Here is a 24,184-nt window from a genome sequence, read left to right as displayed (position 1 = left end):
GAAAAGGGATACGGCGAGCATCGTTGCGGGTTGGAATGGATTGAACGGCCGCTTAGTTAGAGTTGATCACCAAGGTTCATGCCATGCCCGAAGCCGCCGATCCGGCCCCTCCCTCAAATGCCACAGGCGCAGCCAGACAGTATCTCGTCCGCGGCAGCTCGGGATACCGCAAGGCGAGCTTCGCGCTTTTCCTTTCAGGCTTCTCCACCTTCGCGCTGCTTTATTGCGTGCAGCCGCTGATGCCGATTTTCTCGCACGATTTCGGCGTCAGCCCTGCCGCAAGCTCCTTGTCGTTGTCGCTCTCCACCGGGCTGCTTGCGGTGGCAATCTTTCTGGCCGCAGCGGTGTCGCAGCGCTTCGGGCGCCGCAGCCTGATGTTCGTGTCGCTGCTCGGCGCTTCCGTCTGCACGGTTGCCTGCGCGATCGCGCCAGGCTGGAACGCCATCCTCCTCATCCGGGCGCTGGAGGGTTTTCTGCTCGGTGGCGTGCCGGCCGTCGCGATGGCCTATCTTTCGGAAGAAATCGAGCCGCGCTCGCTCGGCTCGGCGATGGGCCTTTATATCGCCGGCAATGCCTTTGGCGGCATGGCGGGGCGCGTCTTCACCGGCATCCTCGCCGAATATCTTTCGTGGCGCTGGGCGCTTGGCAGCATCGGCCTGATGGGCATGGCGGCCGCCGCCGGTTTCCTCATCCTCCTGCCACCGTCGCGCAACTTCGTGCAACACAAGTCGTCGGCCCGATACCATGTCGATGCCTGGGTCGGACATTTGCGCAACCCGTCGCTCGCCATGCTGTTTGCGATCGCCTTCCTCGCCATGGGCTCCTTCGTGACGATCTACAACTATGCCGGCTTTCGGCTGGTGGCCGAGCCTTACAGCCTCAACCAGACGGAGCTTGGGCTGATCTTCACGGTCTACCTGTTCGGCATGGCCGCATCCTGGGCCGGCGGCCATCTTGGCGATCGTTTCGGGTATTTCCTGGTCATGCCGGTCGGCATCGGCATCGCGCTCATCGGCGTCGCCATCACGCTCGCCGCACCTCTGTGGGTGATCATCCTCGGAATCGTGCTTTTGACATCCGGTTTCTTCATGGCCCATTCGGTGGCAAGCGCGCTGGTGGGCAAGCTCGCCAAGGGTAACAAGGGCCATGCCTCCTCGCTTTACCTGCTCGCCTATTACCTCGGCTCGAGCGTCGCAGGTTCGGCCGGCGGGCATTTCTGGGTTGCGGATGGATGGTGGGCGGTTGTTGCCTTTACCGGGACGATGCTGCTCGCATGCCTTCTCGCCGCGCTGTTGTCGAAGCACTTTGCGCAGCGCGCCGGCTAGCTCTTCTTCGCAGCAGTCGGGACCGCCGTGGTCGTCAGCTTGAACTCGCTCATTTCCTTCGGCGTCAGGTAGTAGAGCCGGTCTGGCGGCGTTTCGAGCGCGTTGATCCACAAGCCGACACCAATGCCCATCGCATCGAGATGCCGCGCCACCCGCGCCGTGGTCGATTGCGCGGACGACATGGCCTGCTCGGCACTCGGGCGGTTCTTGCTGCCGTTGAAGACCTGGTGCACGCCGATTACCGCATCCTTCTCTGCCGTGCGGGCAACACCGCCGGCAAACACGATCGGGCAGGAGGAGGCGCAGAGCGCCCTGGTCTCAACGCGCGTATCGAGCTTCTTGTCTCGGATCAGTGTCGACATCGCCAGGGCATCATCGACCGAGCCGCCGGGGGAGTTCAGCGCCACCACCTTCACATACTCGCCGCGCGCCTCGATCTCCTCGGCAAAACGGCCGGCGGCTCCGAGATCGATGGTGCCTTCCGCCAGGAGGACCCCACCCGGCTTCAGGTCAAAGACCATCGGCTGGCGCAGCACTTCGCTGGGGCTTGAAGGCTGCACGGGCGGAGCGGCCGGTACGCCATCCGTCAGCGCCGGCGGCAGGACGGGCTGATCTTCGTGCATCGGGTCGAACCCCGGGAGCTCCGTCTCGGACGTCGCCATCTCGCGGATATCGACCACCATGAAAACGGCAGAAGCGCAGAGCAGGAGGTAGAAGGCGCCTTTCATGATCGCGCCGTCATCGATCCTGCGGATCGCCTCACCAATCCTCATGGCTGCGATCCCTGCGGCTGCGGGCTTCAAGGCTGGTGATGTTGTTGGGTTCCGGTTCGCCGGCAGGGCGCTCTTCGAGGGGCACGTCCTGCTCTTGGCGCTCCTCGTCTGGCGCTTCGGCCGCGGCCGTTGGGACCCGCTCCGGCACGCTGCTGGTTGCATTGATAGCGCGCTGCACCTCCAGCGCCCGCAGCAGTTCGCCAGCGGTGATGGTGTCGGCAAAGGCCAGTTTCTCGTCCTGTCGCCGGATCGCGCCGTGCACGACGGCAAGGATGAAGACCATCACGCCTGGCAGGAGGTCGATCGAGATTGCACCGGCCCAGGCGGGTATGAATTCCGACGCATAATGCAGTACGGCTTCCGCCGGCGCCATCGGCACGAAACGTCGCTCCTGAACCGGTGGGCGCGCGAGAAGCTCGTCGGCAGCCTTGGCAAGCGCCTTGGATTGTGCCGCGACAGAGGAGCGCACCGTCTCCATCACCTGGTTCTGGCGGTTCACGAGATCCGGCAGCCCCCCATCCGGAACCGGGGCGATGAAGCCAAGCGACAGGTCATCGGCGGCGCGGCGGATGGAAGGCGCAACAGAGGTCTGGGTGAGCGAGGTGATGATGCCGGTGAGCGCCACGGCCTCGTTCGAGAACTGGTCGGCGCGCGGGTCAATGAGCCCGGGGGCCGAAACCAAGGAGCGCATGGTCTCAAGTCGCTTCTTCCCCTGTTCGAAGAGGTCGGTTACCTGGTCGCGCGAGGCGTTGATGCTGGCCTCGAGCGACTTCATCTGTGCGGACATCTGGCTGAGCAGTTGCACGACGCTGCCCGAACCTGTCGTCCCCGTCAGCGAGCCCGCCTGTCGTTCGACGCCGGCAAGCTGGGCGAAGCGTTCGGAGGCGCGCTGGATGTCGGGAAGCAAGCTCTGGGCAGCAAGAGCGTTCTGGTGCGCACGGTTGAGATCGGCGGTATAGTCTTCGACGCTTTCAGAAAGATGCTGCTCCACGGCAGCCGATCCGGCGAGTGCTGCAGCGTTCAGCCAGCTGGACATGGCCATGATCATCGCCGCACCCACGGCCATGACAAGGAGCAAGGCGCCGCGCCCAGTGCGCGACGTCACATGCGGGTAAAACCGGGCCATGTAGAACCAGAAGGCGTAGATGCCGACCGAGACCGAGGCGGAGTAGATGACGGCTGCAAAGAACACCGCTGTCGGTGAACCGTCGAGGATCGTGCGGGCGCCAAGGTAGGTATAGACGCCTGACGCGAGCGCAAGCACGGCGAGTGCAAACCGGGTCATCGTTTCGACGGCGATGACGCCGTCCTGCAATCGTCTGGATGCGCCTAACGCCATGGAAAACCTCGAAAAGGAATGTATTCCTCAAGAGAGTATGAAGAAGCGGGCGGAATAAAGGCCGGGCCTTCGGGGCTTTCCCCAGCCACCGGCATCAGCCGATGGCAAAGACGAGGTAGAGCAGCGACAGGGCAATGATCCAGAGTGCAATCCGGCCCGAGCGGGTATGGCGCGCTTCGGCGCGGCCGATCGCTTCCGCCGTCTGCGGATCGAAACGTAGTCCATGCTGGCTCATGTGAACGAGCTCCTTGTGCAGCGTCTCGGTCTTTGTCGCGATTTCCGGCAGCGCCTCGGCGAGCTTCACGGCCGCCTTGACGCCATCCTTGAGGTCGGAGACCACGCGCTTCGGACCAAGGTTGTCGCGGATCCATTGGCCAACCACGGGTTCCGCCGCCTTCCACATGTTGAACCGCGGGTTCAGCATGCGCGACACACCCTCCACCACGACCATGGTCTTCTGCAGCAGGATCAGCTCTGGTCGCGTCTGCATCTCGAAGAGGTCGGTCACCTCGAACAGCAGCGCCAGCAGGCGCGCCATGGAGATGGTTTCGGCCGGCTGGCCATGGATCGGCTCGCCAATCGCACGGATCGCCTGCGCAAAGGCCGCGACATCGTGGTGTGCCGGCACATAACCGGCTTCAAAATGCACCTCGGCCACGCGCATGTAGTCGCGGGTGATGAAGCCGAACAGGATTTCGGCGAGGAAACGCCGTTCCTTCTTTCCGAGCCGCCCGACGATGCCCATGTCGACGGCAACGATGGTTCCGGCCGGATCGACGAACAGGTTGCCCGGATGCATGTCGGCATGGAAGAAGCCGTCGCGCAGCGTGTGCCGCAGGAAGGACTGGATCAGCACCTCGGCAAGCTTCTCAAGGTCGTAGCCCGCGGCCCGCAGGGCTTCGACATTGTTCATCTTGATGCCATCAATCCATTCCATGGTGATGACATCGCGGCCGGTCCGCTCCCAGTCGATCTGGGGCACGCGGAAGCCGGGATCTTCCTTGGTGTTTTCGGCGATCTCGGAGAGTGCTGCCGCTTCAAGCCGCAGGTCCATCTCCATCTTGGTGGTCTGCTCGAGCGTGCGCGTCACCTCGATCGGGCGCAGGCGACGGCTGGAGCGTACGAAGCGTTCCTGGAGGCGCGCCAGGAGATACATGCTCTCGATATCATTGGCGAAACGCTGGCGCACGCCAGGCCGGACAACCTTCACCGCCACGCGCTTGCCGTTCACCTCGGCCGGATGCACCTGGGCGATGGAGGCGGCCGCGATCGGTTCGGAGAAGGAGGTGTAGAGCTCCGTCACCGGGCGGCCGAGCGAGGCTTCGATGGCGGCCTTGGCGGCCTGCGTCGGGAAAAACGCCATCCGGTCCTGCAGGAGTGCAAGATCCACCGCCCAGTCGACACCGACGACATCCGGCCGGGTGGCCAGGAACTGACCGATCTTGACGTAGGAGGGTCCAAGCCGGTCCACCGCCCGCGTCAGGCGTTCGCTGCGGGCCTGCTTCTTGGCCCGGAAGCGCGCCAGCGGCTCCACAAGCGATTTGAGGAGGCCGATCGACGGCGGCATGTCCTGCGTGGGAAGGGCGGAAACCACGCCCTCGCGCACAAGAACCCAGCCGACCCGGGCAAGCCGGAAATAAGCGCCAATGGTGCTCATCCGCTTACAGTTTCCAGCTGGAATGCAGCGCGGCGATGCCGCCCGTATAGTTGGTATAGGTCACGCGCGAGAACCCGGCATTGCGGATCATCGCCGCAAAATTCTCCTGGTTCGGGAACTTGCGGATCGATTCCACCAGGTACTGATAGGGTTCAGCCTCGCCGGTGATCATCTTGCCGAAACGCGGGATCGCCTTGAACGACCATTCTTCATAAAAGCGCTCCAGAAGCGGCATCTCGACTTCCGAAAACTCGAGCACCAGAAGGCGGCCACCGCGCTTGAGCACCCGATATGCTTCCTTCAGCGCCACGTCGATATGCGGCACGTTGCGAATGCCGAAGGCAATCGTATAGGCGTCGAAAGAGTTATCCTCGAAGGGCAGGGACTCGGCATTCGCCTCGACGAAATCGAGATTGGACGTGAGGTTCTTCTTCCGCGCCCGTTCTGCGCCCACCTCCAGCATCGAGCCGTTGATGTCGAGCACCGTCGTATGCGCCTTGCGGTCCGAGGCTTCAACGATGCGGAAAGCGATGTCGCCGGTGCCGCCCGCCACGTCCAGCGTCCGGTAGTTGGCATCCTTGCGCGGGTTGAGCGCCGCAATCATGGCATCCTTCCACACGCGGTGCATGCCCGCCGACATCACGTCGTTCATGATGTCGTAGCGCTTGGCCACCTTGTGGAAGACGTCGTTGACCAGTCCCTGCTTTTCGTCCTCGGCGACCTGACGAAAGCCGTAGGAGGTTTCCATGCCGCCTTCGGCACTGGTGCGGCGGGCTTCGGTCATCGATGAACTCCTCAACTCTTCTTTTATGGCGCTGGCCTCAGCGTCGACCATAGCGAAACCGGTCTGTTCTCGCTATCTGTGGCTCACTCATCATCAATGGCGTGGCCCTTGGCTGGTCTATAGAGCAGGGCCGGGCCGGTTGAAACAGGAAGTTAGGTAGACAATGCCGGAATTGCCAGAGGTCGAAACCGTCCGGCGCGGCCTCGCTCCAGCCATGGAGAACGCGGTGATCGCAAAGCTGGAGCTCAATCGGCCCGACCTGCGTTTTCCGCTGCCCGAGAATTTTGCCTCTGCTGTCGAGGCACGGCGGATCGTTTCGCTCGGTCGGCGCGCCAAATATCTGCTGATCGAGCTTGAGGACGACCGGACGATCATCAGCCATCTCGGCATGTCCGGCTCCTTCCGCATCGCTGACGAAACGTTGGGCGACTTCCATTACCCGCGTTCCAAGGATGGCAAGCATGACCATGTCGTGTTTCACCTGGTACGGGAGGGGGCGCCGCTGCGGGTGATCTACAATGATCCGCGCCGTTTCGGCTTCATGCATCTGTGGAAGCGTTCCGAACTTGATCTTTATCCTGCCTTTGCGGGGCTCGGGCCTGAGCCGACCGGGAATGCGCTGGACGCCGGCTATCTCGCCGCCCGGTTTGCCGGCAAGACGCAGCCGCTCAAGGGCGCGCTGCTTGACCAGACGGTGATTGCCGGGCTCGGCAATATCTATGTCTGCGAGGCGCTGTGGCGTTCGCACCTGTCACCGAAGCGTGCGGCCAGCAGTCTCGTCACCCCGACAGGCAGGCCGAAAAAGGAACTGCTGCTGCTGACGGATGCCATCCGCGACGTGATCGCCGATGCAATCGCCGCCGGCGGCTCGTCCTTGCGCGACCACATCCAGACGGACGGATCGCTCGGTTATTTCCAGCATTCCTTCTCCGTCTACGACCAGGAAGGCAAGCCTTGCCGCACGCCCGGATGTGGCGGTACGGTCGCCCGCATCACCCAGGCGGGCCGTTCGACATTCTTTTGCCCCCGCTGCCAGAAATAGGAGAGGAGTTTTATCCGCATGAGCTACGAGACCCTGCTGACTGAAACACGTGGTGCCGTTGCCATCGTCACGCTGAACCGGCCAAAGGCGCTGAATGCGCTGAACTCCACCGTCATGACGGAACTCACCGATGCCTTCGCCGGCTTCGCCAAGGATGATGCGATTGGCGCAATTGTTCTGACGGGCTCGGAAAAGGCCTTCGCGGCAGGCGCCGACATCAAGGAAATGCAGTCGCTCGATTTCGTTGATGCCTATGTGAACGACTTCATCTCCGGCTGGGAGGCGATCGCCTCCACCCGCAAGCCTGTCATAGCGGCCGTATCCGGCTTTGCGCTCGGCGGCGGCTGCGAGCTCGCCATGATGTGCGACTTCATCATTGCCTCCGAAACGGCAAAGTTCGGCCAGCCTGAAATCACGCTTGGCGTCATTCCCGGCATGGGCGGTTCGCAGCGCCTCACCCGCGCCGTCGGCAAGGCCAAGGCCATGGACCTCGTTTTGACCGGCCGGATGATGGATGCGGCCGAGGCCGAGCGTGCGGGGCTGGTGTCGCGCATTGTCGCACCGGAGCGTCTCATCGATGAGGCTGTGGAAGCGGCGGCCAAGATTGCCTCCTTCCCGCGCGCGGCCGTGCTGATGGGCAAGGAAGCGGTTGCCCGCTCGTTCGAGACCACGCTTGGCGAAGGTTTGCGTTTCGAGCGCCGCCTGTTTCACTCGCTGTTTGCCACCGCCGATCAGAAGGAAGGCATGGCGGCATTCGTCGAAAAGCGCAAACCGAGCTTCTCCAACCGCTGAGAACCGGCGCTTTGCTGCAAATTGCGCGTTGACTGGAGCGGGTATTCCAGCTATATGCCCGCCCACAGTTGGGAAAGCCTGATCACGGCTTCCTCTATTGCTCCCAAATTGCTGGATCGATGGTCGCAGGACCGGCGCGGCAACGGCGGAGTTTTGGTTCGAATTCGTAGAGAGGCATCAATGGCCAATACAACTTCGGCGAAAAAGGCGACCCGCAAGATCGCTCGCCGTACCGCAGTCAACAAGGCTCGCCGTTCGCGCGTTCGCGGCTTCATCCGCAAGGTTGAGGAAGCGATTGCATCGGGCGATATCGGTGTAGCAGCCGAAGCTCTGAAGGTCGCTCAGCCGGAAATCCAGCGCGCTGCGACCAAGGGCGTTCTTCACCGCAACACGGCGTCCCGGAAGGTGTCTCGCTTGGCTGCTCGCGTGAAGGCTCTGTCGGCCTAATCAGCGACACAATTGATTTCATGAAGGAGCCTGGCCGCGTGCCGGGCTTTTTCTGATTCTGCCTAAATTCGAATATTCTTAACCATCCTGCCTGATCGACCATGTCGGCAAGGTGACAGCAATAGCTGAACATTTCCAATGGCTTGTCGAAGGTGGCGGCGCTGGTTGGAAGGTTTTGGGCGCGGCCGATGCTCTCAAAACGAGTCAAGGAAATTTTTATTTTTCCTGTGAAAAAGCCCGCCGAACATCTGTCATTTTTGAATCCCATTGATTCAACAGCGATTCTCCAACCCCCTGTTTGCGTCATTTAAATGACGTCCCAAGAGTCAACGCCCGACGTGTGATTTTGCGGAAAATTCACCATTGATCTCAGCTTTCGATCCTGCCTAAATGCTTTTCAGCAAGAGGCGCAGGGGTCTACTCAGAAAGCTGTCGATGGCCCGTCCTTACCGGACGGGGCGGATACTTTCTGCTTCTTGTCACGGGCTTTCTTACCCGTCTCCCAGATAACCAGGGGTTGCAATTCGGAAATGGGGCATTTCCGGAGATCGATGGATTATGCGAGGTTCACGCAGGTGAGCAGCGGCTTAGGAGGGATGAAGAAGGCGGAAGGCCCATGACGAGGATGGGTTCTTCTGCAAAACGCGGAGTGGCTTCCGTGGATCCGGCAGGCGAACGAGGCAGCCGGATGTGCTTTCAGGTGCAACGAGGCACCTGAGGGTAAAATGATCAGAGAGAAGGGTGGCAGGGTGACCAATGAGTGGAAGCTCTGCCCGCCTCAGTCGAGGTTTGTTCTGGCGGCGACAACAGTGTCCGCCAGACGCAATGAAAATGTGGAAGGCGGCGACCAATGCAAGTGACTACCGTACCGGCCCGTGCAGGTAATGGGGACCACGCGCGGCAGGCATTCGATTCAGTGTGCTCCGAAGCGGCAGGGGAAACATCCGAAATGAAGCATGATGCGCTTTTTGAGCGGTTCAGTGCACGTCTGAAGGCTCAAGTTGGTCAGGACGTTTATGCAAGCTGGTTTGGACGGCTCAAGCTTCATTCGGTTTCGAAAAGTGTCGTTCGCCTGACGGTTCCGACGACGTTCTTGAAGTCCTGGATCAACAACCGCTATCTCGAGCTCATCACCACCATTCTCCAGGCGGAAGACCCTGAGATCCTGAAGGTCGAGATCCTGGTGCGCAGCGCAAGTCGTGGGCCGCGTGCCTCGGCCGCGACCGAAGATCGCGCCGCCGGATCCGAACCGACCAGCACGCCGACGGCAAGCCGCACGCCGAACGCGCCGCGCGAAATCGGCAAGATCGCCGTATTCCCGACCGCCGCATCCACGCCCGTTCGCTCGCAGCAGGCGCCGAGCCCGCTGTTCGGCTCGCCGCTCGACACCCGCTTCACCTTCGACACCTTTATTGAAGGCTCGTCCAACCGCGTGGCACTTGCCGCCGCCAAGACCATAGCGGAAGCCGGTGCAGGCGCCGTGCGCTTCAACCCGCTCTTCATCCATTCGGGTGTCGGCCTCGGCAAGACGCACTTGCTGCAGGCGATCGCCAACGCGGCGGTTGCCAGCGACCGCATGCCGCGCGTCGTCTACCTGACGGCCGAATATTTCATGTGGCGGTTTGCGACCGCCATCCGCGACAACGACGCCCTGACCCTGAAGGACTCGCTGCGCAACATCGACCTGCTGATCATCGACGACATGCAGTTCCTGCAGGGCAAGATGATCCAGAACGAGTTCTGTCACCTGCTCAACATGCTGCTCGACAGCGCCAAGCAGGTCGTGGTTGCTGCCGACCGCGCGCCGTGGGAGCTGGAATCGCTTGATCCGCGTGTTCGCTCGCGCCTCCAGGGCGGTGTCGCCATCGAGGTGGAAGCGCCCGATTACGAAATGCGCCTCGAGATGCTGAAAGGCCGTCTGGAAGCCGCACGCCAGGAAGATCCGTCGCTCGACATTCCGGCGGAAATCCTCAATCACGTGGCCCGCAGCGTAACGGCAAGCGGCCGCGAGCTGGAAGGCGCCTTCAACCAGCTCCTGTTCCGCCGCTCGTTTGAACCGAACCTCACGATCGAACGCGTCGACGAGCTTCTGGCGCACCTCGTGGGTGCCGGTGAAGCCCGGCGGGTGCGCATCGAAGACATCCAGCGCATTGTTGCCCGCCACTACAACGTATCGCGCCAGGAACTGGTGTCGAACCGTCGCACCCGCGTCATCGTCAAGCCGCGCCAGGTGGCGATGTATCTGTCGAAGACCATGACGCCGCGCTCCTTCCCGGAGATCGGCCGTCGGTTCGGTGGCCGCGATCACACCACGGTCCTACATGCGGTGCGCAAGATCGAAGAACTGATCTCGGGCGACAACAAGCTCAGCCACGAGATCGAGCTGCTGAAGCGGCTCATCAACGAAAACAACGCCTGATACCGCTTGTGCCGCCCTTCGAGGCGGCACAATGCTTTTCGGACGGTGGTGGTAGCCCCAACGCCACCGGTCGCCGCAATGGAATCTCCTTGACCGGCGACTGGCGCAGGCTCATGAACGCGATGGACGCGTTCGGGGCCACACCATGTTTCTTCTGTCAGTCGCAATGATCTGGGCGGTGGCCTGCGTCACGCCGGGGCCGAATACGCTGCTCATCATGCGGTATGCGCTGACGGCGCCGCGCCAGGTCGCCATCCTCGGCGCCTGCGGCACCATTACCGGCACGCTCTGCTGGGGCCTTGCCGGCTGGCTCGGCATCAACGCCCTCTTCCAGGCTGCACCCTTTGCCTATCTCGCGCTGAAGATCGTTGGCGGCGCCTACCTGGTCTGGCTCGGCTTCAAGATATTCATGGATGTGCGCAAGGCCCGCCAGACGGCCGATCTTGATGCGGTGAGGGCGGATATCTCGCTGAAGACAGCCTACCGCATGGGGCTTGCCACCAATCTCGCAAATCCAAAAACGGCGCTGTTTGTCGCCTCGCTGTTTGCCGCCACCATGCCGGCCGGCACGCCGTTCCTGTACGGGCTGGCGGCAATCGCCGTGATGATATCCGTCTCGACCATCTATTACACGGTGCTGATAGGGCTCATCACCCACCGCAGGGTCGCGGCTGCCTATCTCAAGGCGAAGAAGAAGATCGACCTTGGTGTCGGAATGGTGTTTGTCGGTTTCGGCACCAGGCTGCTTCTGTCGCACCGGTGAGGCGCGAAAGCGTCAGCAGGCGAGATCTGCGACAACCGCGTCCAGGATCAGCATGCCGGACGGCGTGCAGCGGAGACGGGAATTGCCAAGCCGCTCGATAAAGCCGTGCTCGAGCAGCCGTTCCTCGCGCACCGGGTCCGGGTCGCGACGGGAAAGCTGCTGCCAGCGCGCCAGATCGACGCCTTCGCGCAGGCGAAGGCCCATCAGCAGCAGTTCATCGGCCTGCTCCTCGTCGTCGAGGATCTCCTGGTCGAGCATGCCGTGGCCGATACTCTCCACCTGTTCTAGCCAGGTTTCCGGGCGGCGCTCCGTGGCGGTGGCGATCTTGTTGCGGCCGCGCGTCAGCCGGCCATGCGCGCCGGGGCCGATACCGGCATAATCGCCATAACGCCAGTAGGTGAGGTTGTGGCGGCTTTCAGCACCCGGTTTTGCATGGTTGGAGACCTCGTAGGCCGGCATGCCATGCGCTTCGGTGATTTCCTGTGTTGCCTCATAAAGCAATGCGGATTGATCCCCATCGGGAACGATCAACTTGCCCGCCTTGTGCAGGCCGAAGAAGGGCGTGCCCTCCTCGATCGTCAGCTGGTAGAGCGAAAGGTGGTCGACTGCGTAGGAGATTGCCTGCTTCAGCTCGGCTTCCCATGCCTCCACCGTCTGGCCGGGGCGCGCATAGATGAGGTCGAAGCTCATGCGCGGAAAGATCTCGCGCGCCAACCCGATTGCCTTCAGGGCGTCCGCCACGTCGTGCAGGCGCCCGAGGAACCGCAGGTCGGTGTCATTGAGCGCCTGGACGCCGAGCGACACACGATTGACGCCGGCTGAGCGGTAGCCGCGAAAGCGGGTTGCCTCGACGCTGGACGGGTTGGCCTCCATGGTGATCTCGATGCCATCCGGAACGTGCCAATAGCTGGAGATGCCGTCGAGGATCGCGGCCACCGTGGCGGGATCCATCAGCGAGGGCGTTCCGCCGCCAAGGAAGATGCTGGTTACGGTCTTTGGCCCGCTCAACTGCCGCATCACCTCCATTTCCCTCAGGAATGCGGCGGTAAAGCGCGGCTGGTCGACCGGTTGATGTCGGACGTGGCTGTTGAAGTCACAATACGGGCATTTGGCCGCACAAAAGGGCCAATGCACGTAAACCCCGAAGCCGGGTTCACCGGTATCGGGCAGGAGAGGGGCAGCAGGGTTCAAGTTGGGCTCACGTTTCCAGGCAGGTCTCGACGAAGCGCTTGAAGGCGCGCGCCCGGTGCGACAGGGCCTGGGCGTCGCCCGGCTTCCAGCCGTGCTTCTGATCGCTGCTCATTTCCCCGAATGTAGTATCGAAGCCCTGTGGCTGAAAGATGGGATCGTAGCCAAAACCATCGGTGCCGCGCGGCGGCCAGACGACCGTGCCTTCGACCTCGCCGCGGAAGAGCTCGGTGTGTCCATCTGGCCAGGCAAGGCAGAGCACGCTGACGAAACGGCAGCTGCGCTGTTCCGGCGTCGTGGCGCCTTTGTCTTGCAGCGCCTTCTCCACCTTTTCCATCGCCATGGCAAAGTCACGGCTGCCGTCTTCGCGCTCGGCCCAGTTGGCCGTGTAGACACCCGGAGCGCCATCTAACGCGTCAATGACGATGCCGCTGTCATCCGACAGCGCCGGCAGGCCGGATGCCTTGGCAGAGGCGAGCGCCTTGATTGCGGCATTCTCCTCGAATGTCGTGCCCGTTTCATCGGGCTCCTCGAACTTCAGGTCGGCGGCAGATTTCGCCGAGAAGCCGAAAGGCGCGATAAGTTCGGCAATCTCGCGGATCTTGCCAGCATTGTGGCTGGCAACGACAATGGTTTTCGTGTCGAGCTTTCGCATGACGGTCCTATTCGAGATTCCAGAGTTTGGGCTCAGCGCATTCCAGGCTGTTGCCGGCCGGATCGCGGAAATAGATCGAGCGCGCGCCGTTCGACCAGCGGAAGTCGCTTTCGATCGCGATGCCCGCCTTGTTCAGCTTTTCGACCATCCTGTCAATTGCCTCGCCGCTCATCCGGAAGCAGGCGTGGCCGGGGCCGGTGGCGCCATGCGCTGGAACCGGCAGGCCATCGACTGGAGAAGGCTTGATCGTCTCCGCCGGATTGAAGATCAGCAGGATGCTGTTGCCGCAGCGGAAGAAGACATGTCGTTCTCCCGCCCGCAGCACTTTTTCAAGCCCGAGGATGCCGCCGTAGAAGGCTTCGGCGGCATCAAGGTCAGCCGCATAAAGCGCAGTTTCAAGAATGCCGTCGATCAAGGGCCCCTCCGTCGTTTCAGGCGATGGCCTGCTTCTGCAGCGCCACCAGTTCCTGGGTGCCGTCCTGGGCGAGCGCCAGGAGCTTCAGGAATTCCTCCTGGCTGAAGGGGGCGCCTTCGGCTGTTCCCTGGATTTCAACAATGCCGCCGGAACCGGTCATGACAAAGTTCGCGTCGGTTTCAGCTGCCGAGTCTTCCAAGTAATCAAGGTCGATCACCGGCTGGTTGGCGAAGATACCACAGGAAATCGCTGCAACATGGTCCTTCAGCACCTTCTCGACCTTGATCATCGAGCGGGCTTCCATCCACTTCAGGCAATCGTATAGGGCAATCCAGCCGCCGGTGATGGAGGCGGTACGTGTGCCGCCATCAGCCTGGATGACGTCACAGTCCACAGTGATCTGCTTTTCGCCAAGCGCTTCCAGGTCCACCACCGCACGAAGCGATCGCCCAATCAGGCGCTGGATTTCCTGGGTGCGTCCGCCCTGCTTGCCGGCAGCCGCTTCCCGCTTCATCCGGTCGCCGGTGGCGCGCGGCAGCATGCCGTATTCGGCCGTTACCCAACCCTTGCCGGAATTGCGCAGCCACGGCGGTGTCTTTTCTTCAAGGCTTGCGGTGCACAGCACGTGCGTGTCGCCGAACTTGACGAGGCAGGAGCCTTCCGCATGCTTGGAGAAATTGCGCTCGAATGAAACCTTGCGCATCTGGTTCAACTGTCTGCCTGAAGGCCGCATGCCCTACTCCTATCGCTTTTGCAGCCTTCTAAGGCGCTGGCGGGTCATTTGCAAAGGGAAAGCCTCCGGATGAGGGCGAGGAAGCGTTGGTTTCCCCTTTTGCTGGACGATTGGAATGATTATATTTTCACCCACGCATGATTGGTAGGTGAAGGAAGTAAATGGCGTTTTCGGCACCGACGGGCAGGGACACCGGCTCTGTACTGGACGATCGTTCGCGGGAAATTTTCCGACGCATTGTGGAAAGCTATCTGGAAACGGGAGAGCCGCTGGGTTCCCGCAACCTGTCGCGCCTCCTGCCGATGTCGCTTTCTCCGGCCTCTGTTCGCAATGTCATGAGCGACCTGGAGGAGCTTGGGCTTATCTATTCGCCGCATATCAGCGCCGGCCGCCTGCCCACCCAGACTGGGCTGCGTTTCTTCGTTGATGCCTTCATGCAGGTCGGCAGCCTTTCGGAAGACGACCGCGCCAGCATCGACCGGCAGATCCGGCCAGCCAACCGTGACCAACCGCTCGAGAGCCTGATGGCCGAAGCGAGCCTGATGTTGTCGGGCGTGTCGCGTGGGGCCGGCATCGTCATCACGGCCAAGAGCGATCCGGTGCTGAAGCATGTGGAGTTCATCCGGCTGGAGCCCACCAAGGCGCTTGCGGTGCTGGTCGGCGACCATAACCAGGTCGAAAACCGTATCATCGAGCTGCCGGCGGGCGTGACCTCGTCGCAGCTGACGGAAGCAGCCAATTTCCTCAATGCGCATCTTGCCGGCCAGACGCTGGTGGAACTGCGCAGCGAACTGGCGCAGCTCAAGGACAAGGTGCAGGGCGAGCTTTATGCGCTCTCCCAGGATCTTGTAGAACGAGGCTTGGCAGTCTGGTCGGGCGATGCGGAGGATGGCAAGCCGAGCCAGCTCATCGTGCGCGGCCGAGCCAATCTCCTGCAGGGATTGGAAGACACGGCCGATCTCGATCGCCTGCGCCTGCTGTTCGACGACCTCGAAAAGAAGGACAGCCTGATCGAAATCCTGGATCTCGCTGAAAAAGGCCCGGGCGTGCGGATCTTCATTGGCTCGGAGAACAAGCTCTTCTCCTTGTCCGGCTCGTCGCTGATTGTCGCCCCTTATCGCGATGGCGAGGAGCGTATTGTGGGTGCCGTTGGTGTTATCGGCCCGACACGGCTCAATTATTCGCGGATCGTGCCGATGGTGGACTATACCGCCCAGCTCCTGGCCAGGCTGTCGCGCTAGGCGCGCAGCCGCAACACTTTCCCAAGTTTTTCCAAAGCCTTGATTTTTTCGACCTAAACCTCGATATCGGGCACAATCCAGCGGCAGGCCGCACGGCCCCCTGATACACCCCAAGCAATAACCGGAGACCGTCATGACCGACGAAACCAAGAAGAACGGACCTGACGCAACTGCCGCCGAAAATACGGCGGAAGCCGTGGCGTCTGCTCTTGAGGAAGCGGCGGAGCGTCATGCCGCCGAGGCGGCCGCCGCCGCGCAGGCTGCACCGAACGAGCCCGATCCGATTGAAGTGCTGAAGAACGAAAACAACGACCTGCGCGACCGCTTCCTGCGGCTGGCCGCTGAAATGGACAACCTGCGTCGCCGCACCGAACGCGACGTGAAGGATGCCAAGTCCTATGCGATTGCCGGTTTCGCCCGCGACATGCTCGCCGTTTCCGACAACCTTCGTCGCGCGCTTGATGCCGTTCCGGCCGAAAACCGCGAAGGCGCCGATGCAACGCTTCAGGCGCTGCTTGAAGGCGTGGAGATGACCGAGCGCTCCATGCTCTCGGCGCTCGAGCGTCACGGCGTGAAGAAGATCGAGGCTGAAAACCAGAAGTTCGATCCGAACTTCCACCAGGCCATGTTCGAGATCCCGAACCCGAACGTGCCGAACAACACGGTGGTCCAGGTCGTCCAGGCAGGCTTCACCATTGGTGAGCGTGTGCTGCGTCCTGCCATGGTCGGCGTTGCCAAGGGCGGCCCGAAGGCCGATGCGGCGCCTGCGCAGGAAGCTGCCGGCGAACAGCAGAACTGATCATCGCATGAATAGCGGCGGCCTCTGAGACCAGGGCTGCCAATGGAAATACAAAACCGCCCGGCGCTTTTCCAGCTGCCGGGCGGTTCCGTTTCGTCCCCACGAAAACTTAGAGGCGGCTTTTAAGCCGCGTGGTTTGCCTGTTCCTCGTTGAGGAAGGCATAGATGGCCGAGGCGGAGTCGGTCTTGCGCAGCTTGGCAACCAGTTCCTGGTCGCGCAGCACGCGGGCAATGCGCGACAGGGCCTTCAGGTGGTCGGCACCAGCACCCTCCGGTGCCAGCAGCAGGAATACGAGGTCGACGGGTTCGTCGTCCAGCGCTTCAAAATCGACCGGCGCCTCAAGGCGCGCAAAGATCCCCTTGATGGACGTGATGCTGCTCAGCTTGCCATGCGGAATGGCAATGCCATGGCCGACGCCAGTCGAGCCGAGCCGTTCCCGCTGCAGGATCACGTCAAAGATTTCCCGTTCGGCAACGCCTGTCAGCTTGGAGGCCTTGGCCGCCAGTTCCTGCAGGAGTTGCTTTTTGGAATTCACTTTAAGGGCAGGAATAATTGCATCTTGCTGCAGCAAATCTGCCAAAGCCATTTCTCATCATCCTTCGTGCCGCAAGGGCTTGCGCCTCAGGCGAATAGAAAGCGCCGTTACCGACGCTTTCCGGTAGATCTCTCAGTTCTTGATATTGGCGGAGTCGATCCAGCCAATATTGCCGTCAGGGCGGCGGTAAACGATGTTCAGCTGCTCCTTGCCGGGGCTGCGGAAAAGCAGAACAGGTTCATCGGTCATATCAAGCGCCATCACGGCACTTGCCACCGACATGGTCTTCAGCGGCCTGGAGCTTTCGGCCACAATCGTCGGCGCGAAATCCTCCGGCACTTCGTCTGCTTCATCCGGTACGCCGTCCATAACCGTATAGGCCACTTCGGCCGAGCCATTTGCTTGCGTGTTACCGGCGTGATGGTCCTTCAGGCGGCGCTTGTAGCGGCGAAGCCGCTTTTCGATCCGCTCAGCTGCGGCATCAAAGCTGCCCTGGGGGTCGTTTGCCTCTCCTGCAGCGTGCAAAACGATCCCAGTATCGAGATGTACTTTGCAGTCGGCAGAAAATCGTGATCCCGATTTGACCACGACGACTTGGCTAGAATACCCCCCGTCGAAGTATTTTGTTACCGCTTCTCCGATGTGGTCCTCGATCTTTTGACGGAACGAGTCACCAATTTCCATATGTTTACCGGATACACGCACACTCATGGAGTTCTTCCTTCTTGTCGTGACTTGCGTGTTCCAGTCTACGCCAAGCCGCCGCCTCATCCAAGCTCTTCGCTCGCCACAAGGTGAAATAGCTGCGTTCGTTCCTGATGGGTTGGGAGGATTGCTGTGTCCGGTACCCGTGCTGTTGCGGCGGGCTTCTAATGCCGCCTTCACGAAATGTCAACAACTGCAAGGACGCGGAAAATTAACGACCGCTAAACCACGTTGGACGATGGCGTTACTTCAGAAGGCCGCCACCTTTGCCAGCGCCCGCTTTTCACGACGTCGCTGGACGGAGGAGGGGATGTTCATCGCCTCACGGTATTTCGCGACGGTGCGGCGGGCAAGATCGACGCCGCCCTTCTTGAGGCTGATGACGATGTCGTCGTCGGAAAGCACTGCATCCGGTGTTTCCTGGGCAATCAGCTGCCGGATCCGGTGGCGAACGGCCTCGGCGGAATGGTTGTCGCCGCCTTCCTCTGCCGAGCCGATGGATACGGTGAAGAAGTATTTGAGCTCGAACAGCCCGCGCGGCGTCAGCATGTACTTGTTGGAGGTGACGCGGCTTACGGTCGATTCATGCATCTTGATGGCTTCCGCCACCGTCTTCAGGTTCAGCGGCCGCAGATGGTCAACGCCATGCACAAGGAAAGCGTCCTGCTGGCGGACGATCTCGGTCGCCACCTTCATGATGGTCTTTGCGCGCTGGTCGAGGCTGCGGGTGAGCCAACTGGCGTTCTGCATGCATTCCGACAGGAAGGTGTGGTCTTCACTGTTCTTGCGGCAGGTCTTGGAGACTGTCTGGTAATAGCTCTGGTTGACCAGGACCCGCGGCAGTGTGTCGGGGTTGAGGTCGACGATCCAGCTCCCATCGGCCGCCGGGCGCACCACGATATCGGGTGCAATGGTTTCGGAAACGCCGCTTTCAAAGCCGGCACCCGGCTTCGGGTTCAGCTTGCGGATTTCCGACAGCATGTCGAGCAGGTCTTCGTCATCGACGCCGCAGATTTTTCTGAGCGAGGCAAAGTCGCGTTTGGCGAGCAGTTCGAGGTTGCGGACGAGCGCATCCATGGCCGGATCGAGCCGGTCGCGCTGCCGAAGCTGGATGGCAAGGCACTCGCTTAAAGTTCGGGCGAAGACGCCGGGCGGGTCAAGCGTTTGCAAGGAGGCAAGAATGGCTTCCACCTCGGCCATGCTCTTGCCGAGACGGCTGGCAACCTCATCGAGGTCTCCCTGCAGGTAACCGGCTTCATCCAGCTGATCGACCAGTACCTGGGCGACCAGCCGGTCGGCGGCTTTCGTCAGCAGGAATGGCACCTGCTGGTTCAGGTGATCGCGCAGTGTGGTCTGGCCTGCCACGAAGTCTTCAAGATCGTAATCGTCGCCCGCCTCGCCGCCGCCCGGCATGGACTTCCACTGCCCGCGCAGTTCCGGTGCATCCGCACGTGGTGCCGGTCCATCATCCGGAAAGACGTTGTCGTATCCGGTATCCAGACCTTCGCCGAGCCGTTCGGCCGTGGCGGAGTTGCCGTTCCAGTCATCGCGGGATGTTTCGGGAGCATCGGCCGCGTCCGCGCTATGCACGCCGGCGTAGTCGGCCTCTCTCTCGGCGCCTGTTTCCGCGCCGCTATCGGCCTCGCCGGATGCCAATTCGAGCAGCGGGTTCTTTTCGACTTCCTGCGCGATGAACTGGTTGAGCTCGAGATGGGTCATCTGCAGAAGCTGGATCGACTGCATCAGCTGGGGCGTCATCACCAGCGACTGCGTCTGCTTCAGGAAAAGACTGGCGGATAAAGCCATATCGAACGCGAAACCTTCAAAACCCCCGTCATCTCAAAGCGAGATGACCCCGACGTCAGGACCAGCCCCTGAGGCCCCAACTTCACTTGGCACGAGAATTGCTTTTTTGAGGGGTTTGGTCAAGCGATGCGCGGGCAAAAGGTAAACTTCTTGCGCCCTCGTCAGAGGCTGAATTTGTCGCCCAGGTAGAGCCGGCGTACGTCTGGATTGTTGACGATATCGTTCGCCCGGCCATGGGTGAGTACTTCGCCCGCGTGGATAATGTAGGCCCGGTCGATGAGGCCAAGCGTTTCGCGCACGTTGTGGTCGGTGATCAGGACGCCGATGCCGCGCGCCGTCAGGTGACGTACAAGGTTCTGAATGTCGGAAACCGAGATCGGGTCGACGCCGGCAAAGGGCTCGTCGAGCAGCATGAAGGCGGGATCGGTCGCCAAGGCGCGAGCGATTTCGAGGCGGCGTCTTTCACCGCCGGAGAGGGCAACGGCCGCCGACTTGCGCAGCTGGCTGATGTGGAACTCTTCCAGCAGTTCATCCAGCTTGCGCTCGCGCTTGTCCTTGTCCGGCTCGTGCACTTCGAGGACCGCGCGAATATTGTCTTCAACTGTCAGTCCGCGAAAGATCGAGGCTTCCTGGGGCAGGTAACCCACGCCAAGCCGGGCGCGCCGATACATCGGCATCCGCGTCACTTCGTTGCCGTTGATTGCAATCATGCCTTCGTCAACCGGAACAAGCCCGGTGATCATGTAGAAACAGGTGGTCTTGCCCGCACCGTTCGGTCCCAGAAGGCCAACAGCCTCGCCGCGACGCACGACGAGCGACACGCCGTTGACGACGCGCCGTGTGTCGTAGGTCTTGGAAAGTCCGTGCGCCACGAGCGTCCCCTCGTAGCGCGCTTTGTCGCGTGCCACGAAAGGCTCGGGAGCGGCCGGCTTCCTGGCCGACAGACTGGAAAGGAACGGTATTTTCACGTTGCTGGTCTGTTACTGCTTCGGGCGCGACTTCGGGTCGAGCATGATCTCGACGCGCCCGCCACCGCATGGATCGAGCTTTGCCTGGCCGGTCGCCATCTGCACCGTCAGCTTGCACCCCTTGAAGACATTGGGTCCTTCCGACAGCACGACCTGCTTGCCGGACAGGATGAAGGTCTGCGAGGCCATGTCGAACTCGCCCTTGTCCGCGGTTGCCTGCTGCGTGCCCGACGTCAGGAACACGGTGTCGTCGAGGAAGATCTTGTCGATATTGGCATTGCCGGAGGTCACCGAGCCGCCACCTTCACCGGTATAGAGCACGGTCATCTTGCCGGCCTTCATCGTGGTGTTGCCCTGCACCACCTGGACGTTGCCGGTGAAGAACGCCTTCTTCTCCTGCTCACGGATTTCCAGCTGGTCGCTGCCGATCTGTATCGGCTGGTCGCCGGAAAGCTTCAAGCCTTCCATCTGCGTGGTCGACTGGGCGTGAGCCATGGAAGGGGCGGTCACAATGCCAAGGCAGGAAACCATGCCTGCCGCGATCAGAACTGCGGTATTCCGGGAAAGAAAGCGGCGATGGGTCATGGGCCGGGCTCTAGTTGCCTTGGTTGCGAATGGTGGCAGGGTCGAGATGAAGGCGAACCTGTCCTTTGAATGTGATGATGCGCCCCTTATCCGTTATCTTTAAGGAGTCTGCAACAATGGAACCTTCCTTCATCGATATATCGACGTGGTCCGGGGTTTCCATGACGCCGCCGTCGATATCGAGGTGCGCAGACTGAAAACGCGCGGTGATGCCGTTCGACAGATTGACGTTGAAGGGATGCGTAAGGTTGAGGTTGTCGGTGCCGCGATCGAAGTCGGCGGCCATGGCGGTCACGCGGGCAATGACGTCGTCATTGACGGGCACCGCAGCCTTCACGTCTTCCAGCGTGATCATGTTCGGGTTTTCGATGTCCTGCAACGCGCGCGTCGCGGTCATCGAATAGCTGATGCCATCACTGTTGCGGCCGGAGATGGCCGGGCGCTCCATGACGATCTTGCCGTTCTCGATGCGGGCATTCTCGATCGACAGGTTTTCAGGCAGGTAGGCGCGGATGATCGACACGCCAATGAACGCCGCAGAAATCAACGCAGCCACGATCGGCAGCAGGATCTTCAGTTTGCGCACCAGTGCCGAATGGGCAAGCGCTGCCTGATAAGCATCCGCATCGGGTCCGATCGCCATAGCGAAACCAGCAGTTTTTCGGATCTGTTGCAGCATGAAGGCTGGGCGTCCTCTTGCCCGGCAGCCGGGCATCATCAAGCAAACCCGGCTCTCCAGGTCGGCGTTGTCCGTCATATGGTTTATATCCATCAACAAACAATAACGGACAACATAAAAACGTGATGAACGTGCCTGTAAAACCGGCTAGAGACCCTATCTAGCAACCGACACAAGCTTCTGAAGGGCCCTTGCATGGATCAATTGGCAATCGCAGATCGGCGCAGCCTGCGCCGGAAGCTGAGCTTTTGGCGGGTGGTCGCGCTGATCTTCCTCGTGGGGATCGGCTTTGCGCTTTACCAGGTCGCCGGAGGTGGCGGCGCAGGCTCTGCAGTGCCGCATGTGGCGCGCATCGAAATCACCGGCATGATTACCGACAACAAGGAACTGCTCGAGCGGCTTGAACGCATCAAGGAAAGCAGCCAGGCGAAGGCGTTGATCGTGTCGATCTCGTCGCCGGGCGGCACGACCTATGGCGGCGAGCGCATCTTCAAGGCGATCCGCGACGTGGCGGAAAAGAAGCCCGTCGTCTCCGACATCCGCACGCTGGCAGCATCCGCAGGCTATATGGTCGCGACGGCTGGAGACCAGATCGTTGCCGGCGAAAGCTCGATTACCGGCTCCATCGGCGTCATCTTCCAGTATCCGCAGGTCGATGAGGTGATGAAGAAGATCGGTGTCTCGCTTGAGGAGATCAAATCGGCACCGCTGAAGGCCGAGCCATCACCCTTCCATCCGGCAAGCGAGGAAGCCAAGTCGATGATCCGCAACATGGTCATGGACAGCTATGCTTGGTTCGTCGATCTCGTTGCCGAACGCCGCAACATGCCGCGCGACGAGGTGTTGAAGCTCGCGGACGGCTCGATCTTTACCGGACGCCAGGCGCTTGGCGTCAAGCTTGTCGACCAGCTGGGCGACGACGACGATATTCGCGCCTACCTCGAGTCGCGCGGGGTCTCGAAGGATCTTCCCGTGGTGGACTGGAAGGACAAGGGTTCGTCTTCGCCCTTCTGGTTCGCAAGCGCCATGGCGACACTGCTGAAGCTCACCGGCATGGACCAGCTTATCGCCCCGGATGTGTTGCGCAGCTTCGGCGCCGAGAAGTTGTTCCTTGACGGTCTTGTCTCGGTTTGGCAGGTTAGCCGCGGCTGAATATCCAGTTTTTTCAGGGGGCAACCGTGATCAAATCAGAATTGGTGCAGATCGTCGCCGCTCGCAATCCGCACCTCTACCACCGCGACGTCGAGAACATCGTCAACGCGGTTCTCGACGAGATCACCGATGCCCTTGCAGCTGGAAACCGCGTCGAGCTGCGAGGTTTCGGTGCCTTTTCGGTAAAGAACCGGCCCTCACGTTCGGGCCGCAATCCGCGCACCGGCGAAAGCGTCTTTGTTGAAGAAAAGTGGGTGCCATTCTTCAAGACCGGCAAGGAGCTGCGCGAGCGGCTGAACCCGGGTCTGGCCGAGGAGGACGATTGATTCTTTCCGGCCCGGCATACGGATAGTGATGCCGAACACGCGGCCTGAAGGCTTGAAACCAATCGGGCCGCACCTATCCTGCAACAGATGCCAGGACGGCTGTGCTTTGACGATGCGTTGCAGGAGAATGCCATGAACAAGTTCAAGAGGATTGCCAGCCTGGTGGTTTTCGTGCCGCTCGGCATCGTTCTGGTGGTACTTGCCGTCGCAAACCGTCAGCCGGTGACGCTGGCACTCAATCCTTTCCGTCCGGAAGACAGCGTGCTGTCGGTGACGGCACCATTCTTCCTGTTCCTCTTCCTTGCGGTCCTGCTTGGCCTGTTGATCGGCTGGTGCGTGACCTGGGTTGGTCAAGGCAAACATCGCCGCCAGGCGCGCGTCGAGGCACGTGAAGCGGTGAAGTGGCAGAACGAGCACAAGACTGTGGTGTCCGGCGCCGCGACACCGTCACGGCTGCCGGCGAAGTAGCCACTCAGGCGGCGCCGTATTTCGCTACGACTGCGGCGTTGAAATCCGAAAAGAACTGCTTGGCGAGCTTCTGCGAAGAGGAATCGATCAGCCGCGAGCCAAGCTGGGCAAGCTTGCCGCCTACCTGCGCCTTGGCATTGTATCGAAGCAGGGTTTCAGCCCCATCCTCGACCAGATTGACCTGCGCTGAGCCCTTGGCGAAACCTGCGATCCCACCCTTGCCTTCGCCCGAGATCGTGTAGCTTTCGGGGGGATTGACGTCCGACAGCGTCACGTCACCGGTGAAATTGGCAGATACCGGACCAATCTTCAGCTTCACCGCCGCCGTCAGTTCCGTCGGCGACTTCATCTCCAGGCTCTGGCAGCCCGGAATACACTGGCGAAGGACCTCCGGATCGTTCAACGCCGCCCAAACCACGTCTCTCGGTGCGGCGATCCGCTCTTCCCCGTCCATGTCCATGTGATGCTCCTCCATCCGAACGACAGGGATCATATTGCAAGCAGGACGTTCTTTGCCAAGGGGCGCAAGAAAACCGAGCCGTGCCGGGCAGGGCGGCTTTGAGAATGCGGCGGCAAGTGTTATCTGC

26 protein-coding genes are annotated in these 24,184 nt (G+C 61.3%); 11 read left to right on the top strand and 15 right to left on the bottom strand.

Annotated features, from left to right (window positions below):
• Nucleotides 1-83 precede the first annotated feature (83 nt).
• A complete protein-coding gene (locus M0654_RS10275; RefSeq protein ID WP_248683005.1) occupies nt 84-1,325 on the top strand; it encodes an MFS transporter in 1,242 nt (413 codons plus the stop codon).
• Here M0654_RS10275 and M0654_RS10270 read toward each other — a convergent pair.
• The 4 genes from M0654_RS10270 to ubiE form a co-directional block, all read right to left on the bottom strand.
• The gene (locus M0654_RS10270; protein WP_248683004.1) at nt 1,322-2,098 is read right to left on the bottom strand and encodes a COG3904 family protein; all 777 of its coding nucleotides are present in this window, start codon (nt 2,096-2,098) and stop codon (nt 1,322-1,324) included. The two genes, M0654_RS10275 and M0654_RS10270, sit on opposite strands and share 4 nt — an antisense overlap.
• Nucleotides 2,085-3,437, bottom strand: coding sequence for a hypothetical protein (locus M0654_RS10265; protein WP_248683003.1), 1,353 nt, complete (start codon nt 3,435-3,437; stop codon nt 2,085-2,087). Before M0654_RS10265 ends, M0654_RS10270 begins: the two co-directional genes overlap by 14 nt.
• Before the next feature lie 94 nt (nt 3,438-3,531).
• Complete coding sequence (gene ubiB / locus M0654_RS10260) at nt 3,532-5,094, bottom strand: 2-polyprenylphenol 6-hydroxylase (protein ID WP_248683002.1); 1,563 nt, start codon at nt 5,092-5,094, stop codon at nt 3,532-3,534.
• Nucleotides 5,095-5,098: 4 nt separating this feature from the next.
• Entirely contained in the window at nt 5,099-5,878 is a 780-nt protein-coding gene (ubiE, locus tag M0654_RS10255; protein ID WP_248683001.1) for a bifunctional demethylmenaquinone methyltransferase/2-methoxy-6-polyprenyl-1,4-benzoquinol methylase UbiE, read from the bottom strand.
• A gap of 163 nt (nt 5,879-6,041) precedes the next feature.
• Here ubiE and mutM point away from each other — a divergent pair, with 163 nt between their 5' ends.
• The 5 genes from mutM (at nt 6,042) to M0654_RS10230 (ending at nt 11,341) form a co-directional block, all read left to right on the top strand.
• Nucleotides 6,042-6,920: a bifunctional DNA-formamidopyrimidine glycosylase/DNA-(apurinic or apyrimidinic site) lyase gene (gene mutM / locus M0654_RS10250; protein ID WP_248683000.1), complete on the top strand. Its 879-nt coding sequence runs from the start codon at nt 6,042-6,044 to the stop codon at nt 6,918-6,920.
• A gap of 18 nt (nt 6,921-6,938) precedes the next feature.
• Entirely contained in the window at nt 6,939-7,712 is a 774-nt protein-coding gene (locus M0654_RS10245) for an enoyl-CoA hydratase (RefSeq protein WP_248682999.1), read from the top strand.
• Between the two features lie 180 nt (nt 7,713-7,892).
• Nucleotides 7,893-8,159, top strand: coding sequence for a 30S ribosomal protein S20 (gene rpsT / locus M0654_RS10240; RefSeq protein ID WP_118851391.1), 267 nt, complete (start codon nt 7,893-7,895; stop codon nt 8,157-8,159).
• A gap of 850 nt (nt 8,160-9,009) precedes the next feature.
• Nucleotides 9,010-10,578, top strand: a complete 1,569-nt coding sequence (gene dnaA, locus M0654_RS10235; protein ID WP_248682998.1) for a chromosomal replication initiator protein DnaA — start codon at nt 9,010-9,012, stop codon at nt 10,576-10,578.
• Nucleotides 10,579-10,723: 145 nt separating this feature from the next.
• The gene (locus M0654_RS10230) at nt 10,724-11,341 is read left to right on the top strand and encodes a LysE family translocator (protein ID WP_248682997.1); all 618 of its coding nucleotides are present in this window, start codon (nt 10,724-10,726) and stop codon (nt 11,339-11,341) included.
• A gap of 12 nt (nt 11,342-11,353) precedes the next feature.
• Here M0654_RS10230 and hemW read toward each other — a convergent pair whose 3' ends face one another.
• The 4 genes from hemW to rph are packed head-to-tail and all read right to left on the bottom strand — an operon-like array spanning nt 11,354 to nt 14,332.
• The gene (gene hemW, locus M0654_RS10225; protein ID WP_248682996.1) at nt 11,354-12,532 is read right to left on the bottom strand and encodes a radical SAM family heme chaperone HemW; all 1,179 of its coding nucleotides are present in this window, start codon (nt 12,530-12,532) and stop codon (nt 11,354-11,356) included.
• Nucleotides 12,533-12,539: 7 nt separating this feature from the next.
• Complete coding sequence (gene rdgB, locus M0654_RS10220) at nt 12,540-13,184, bottom strand: RdgB/HAM1 family non-canonical purine NTP pyrophosphatase (RefSeq protein ID WP_118848513.1); 645 nt, start codon at nt 13,182-13,184, stop codon at nt 12,540-12,542.
• Nucleotides 13,185-13,191: 7 nt separating this feature from the next.
• Entirely contained in the window at nt 13,192-13,599 is a 408-nt protein-coding gene (locus tag M0654_RS10215; protein ID WP_248682995.1) for a VOC family protein, read from the bottom strand.
• Nucleotides 13,600-13,615: 16 nt separating this feature from the next.
• Nucleotides 13,616-14,332, bottom strand: a complete 717-nt coding sequence (gene rph / locus M0654_RS10210) for a ribonuclease PH (RefSeq protein WP_248682994.1) — start codon at nt 14,330-14,332, stop codon at nt 13,616-13,618.
• Between the two features lie 161 nt (nt 14,333-14,493).
• On the opposite strand from rph, the gene hrcA reads away from it, so the two are divergent.
• Together hrcA and grpE are read left to right on the top strand one after the other, a co-directional pair.
• Complete coding sequence (hrcA, locus tag M0654_RS10205; RefSeq protein WP_248682993.1) at nt 14,494-15,573, top strand: heat-inducible transcriptional repressor HrcA; 1,080 nt, start codon at nt 14,494-14,496, stop codon at nt 15,571-15,573.
• 133 nt (nt 15,574-15,706) lie between these two features.
• The gene (grpE, locus tag M0654_RS10200) at nt 15,707-16,372 is read left to right on the top strand and encodes a nucleotide exchange factor GrpE (protein WP_248682992.1); all 666 of its coding nucleotides are present in this window, start codon (nt 15,707-15,709) and stop codon (nt 16,370-16,372) included.
• Between the two features lie 122 nt (nt 16,373-16,494).
• Here grpE and ptsN read toward each other — a convergent pair whose 3' ends face one another.
• The 6 genes from ptsN to lptC form a co-directional block, all read right to left on the bottom strand.
• The gene (gene ptsN, locus M0654_RS10195) at nt 16,495-16,959 is read right to left on the bottom strand and encodes a PTS IIA-like nitrogen regulatory protein PtsN (RefSeq protein ID WP_118848518.1); all 465 of its coding nucleotides are present in this window, start codon (nt 16,957-16,959) and stop codon (nt 16,495-16,497) included.
• An 81-nt stretch (nt 16,960-17,040) separates the two neighbouring features.
• A complete protein-coding gene (gene hpf, locus M0654_RS10190; RefSeq protein WP_118848519.1) occupies nt 17,041-17,619 on the bottom strand; it encodes a ribosome hibernation-promoting factor, HPF/YfiA family in 579 nt (192 codons plus the stop codon).
• Nucleotides 17,620-17,862: 243 nt separating this feature from the next.
• A complete protein-coding gene (rpoN, locus tag M0654_RS10185) occupies nt 17,863-19,419 on the bottom strand; it encodes an RNA polymerase factor sigma-54 (protein WP_248682991.1) in 1,557 nt (518 codons plus the stop codon).
• A gap of 161 nt (nt 19,420-19,580) precedes the next feature.
• A complete protein-coding gene (gene lptB, locus M0654_RS10180) occupies nt 19,581-20,363 on the bottom strand; it encodes an LPS export ABC transporter ATP-binding protein (RefSeq protein ID WP_118851392.1) in 783 nt (260 codons plus the stop codon).
• A gap of 36 nt (nt 20,364-20,399) precedes the next feature.
• On the bottom strand, nt 20,400-20,972 hold the full coding sequence (locus M0654_RS10175) for an LptA/OstA family protein (protein ID WP_248682990.1): 573 nt from the start codon (nt 20,970-20,972) through the stop codon (nt 20,400-20,402).
• 10 nt (nt 20,973-20,982) lie between these two features.
• Nucleotides 20,983-21,651: an LPS export ABC transporter periplasmic protein LptC gene (gene lptC, locus M0654_RS10170; RefSeq protein WP_248682989.1), complete on the bottom strand. Its 669-nt coding sequence runs from the start codon at nt 21,649-21,651 to the stop codon at nt 20,983-20,985.
• 195 nt (nt 21,652-21,846) lie between these two features.
• Here lptC and sppA point away from each other — a divergent pair, with 195 nt between their 5' ends.
• The 3 genes from sppA (at nt 21,847) to M0654_RS10155 (ending at nt 23,597) form a co-directional block, all read left to right on the top strand.
• Nucleotides 21,847-22,803, top strand: a complete 957-nt coding sequence (sppA, locus tag M0654_RS10165) for a signal peptide peptidase SppA (protein ID WP_248682988.1) — start codon at nt 21,847-21,849, stop codon at nt 22,801-22,803.
• Nucleotides 22,804-22,805: 2 nt separating this feature from the next.
• Complete coding sequence (locus tag M0654_RS10160; protein WP_313791078.1) at nt 22,806-23,129, top strand: integration host factor subunit beta; 324 nt, start codon at nt 22,806-22,808, stop codon at nt 23,127-23,129.
• Nucleotides 23,130-23,261: 132 nt separating this feature from the next.
• Nucleotides 23,262-23,597, top strand: a complete 336-nt coding sequence (locus M0654_RS10155) for a lipopolysaccharide assembly protein LapA domain-containing protein (RefSeq protein WP_248682986.1) — start codon at nt 23,262-23,264, stop codon at nt 23,595-23,597.
• 4 nt (nt 23,598-23,601) lie between these two features.
• On the opposite strand, the gene M0654_RS10150 is transcribed toward M0654_RS10155, so the two are convergent.
• A complete protein-coding gene (locus tag M0654_RS10150; protein ID WP_248682985.1) occupies nt 23,602-24,057 on the bottom strand; it encodes an SRPBCC family protein in 456 nt (151 codons plus the stop codon).
• Nucleotides 24,058-24,184: the final 127 nt, after the last annotated feature.

The organism is Neorhizobium turbinariae, assembly GCF_023223505.1.
Taxonomy (GTDB): Bacteria; Pseudomonadota; Alphaproteobacteria; order Rhizobiales; family Rhizobiaceae; genus Neorhizobium; species Neorhizobium turbinariae.
Note: the sequence above shows the minus strand (reverse complement) of the source record. Positions and strands in the feature narration are given on the sequence as shown.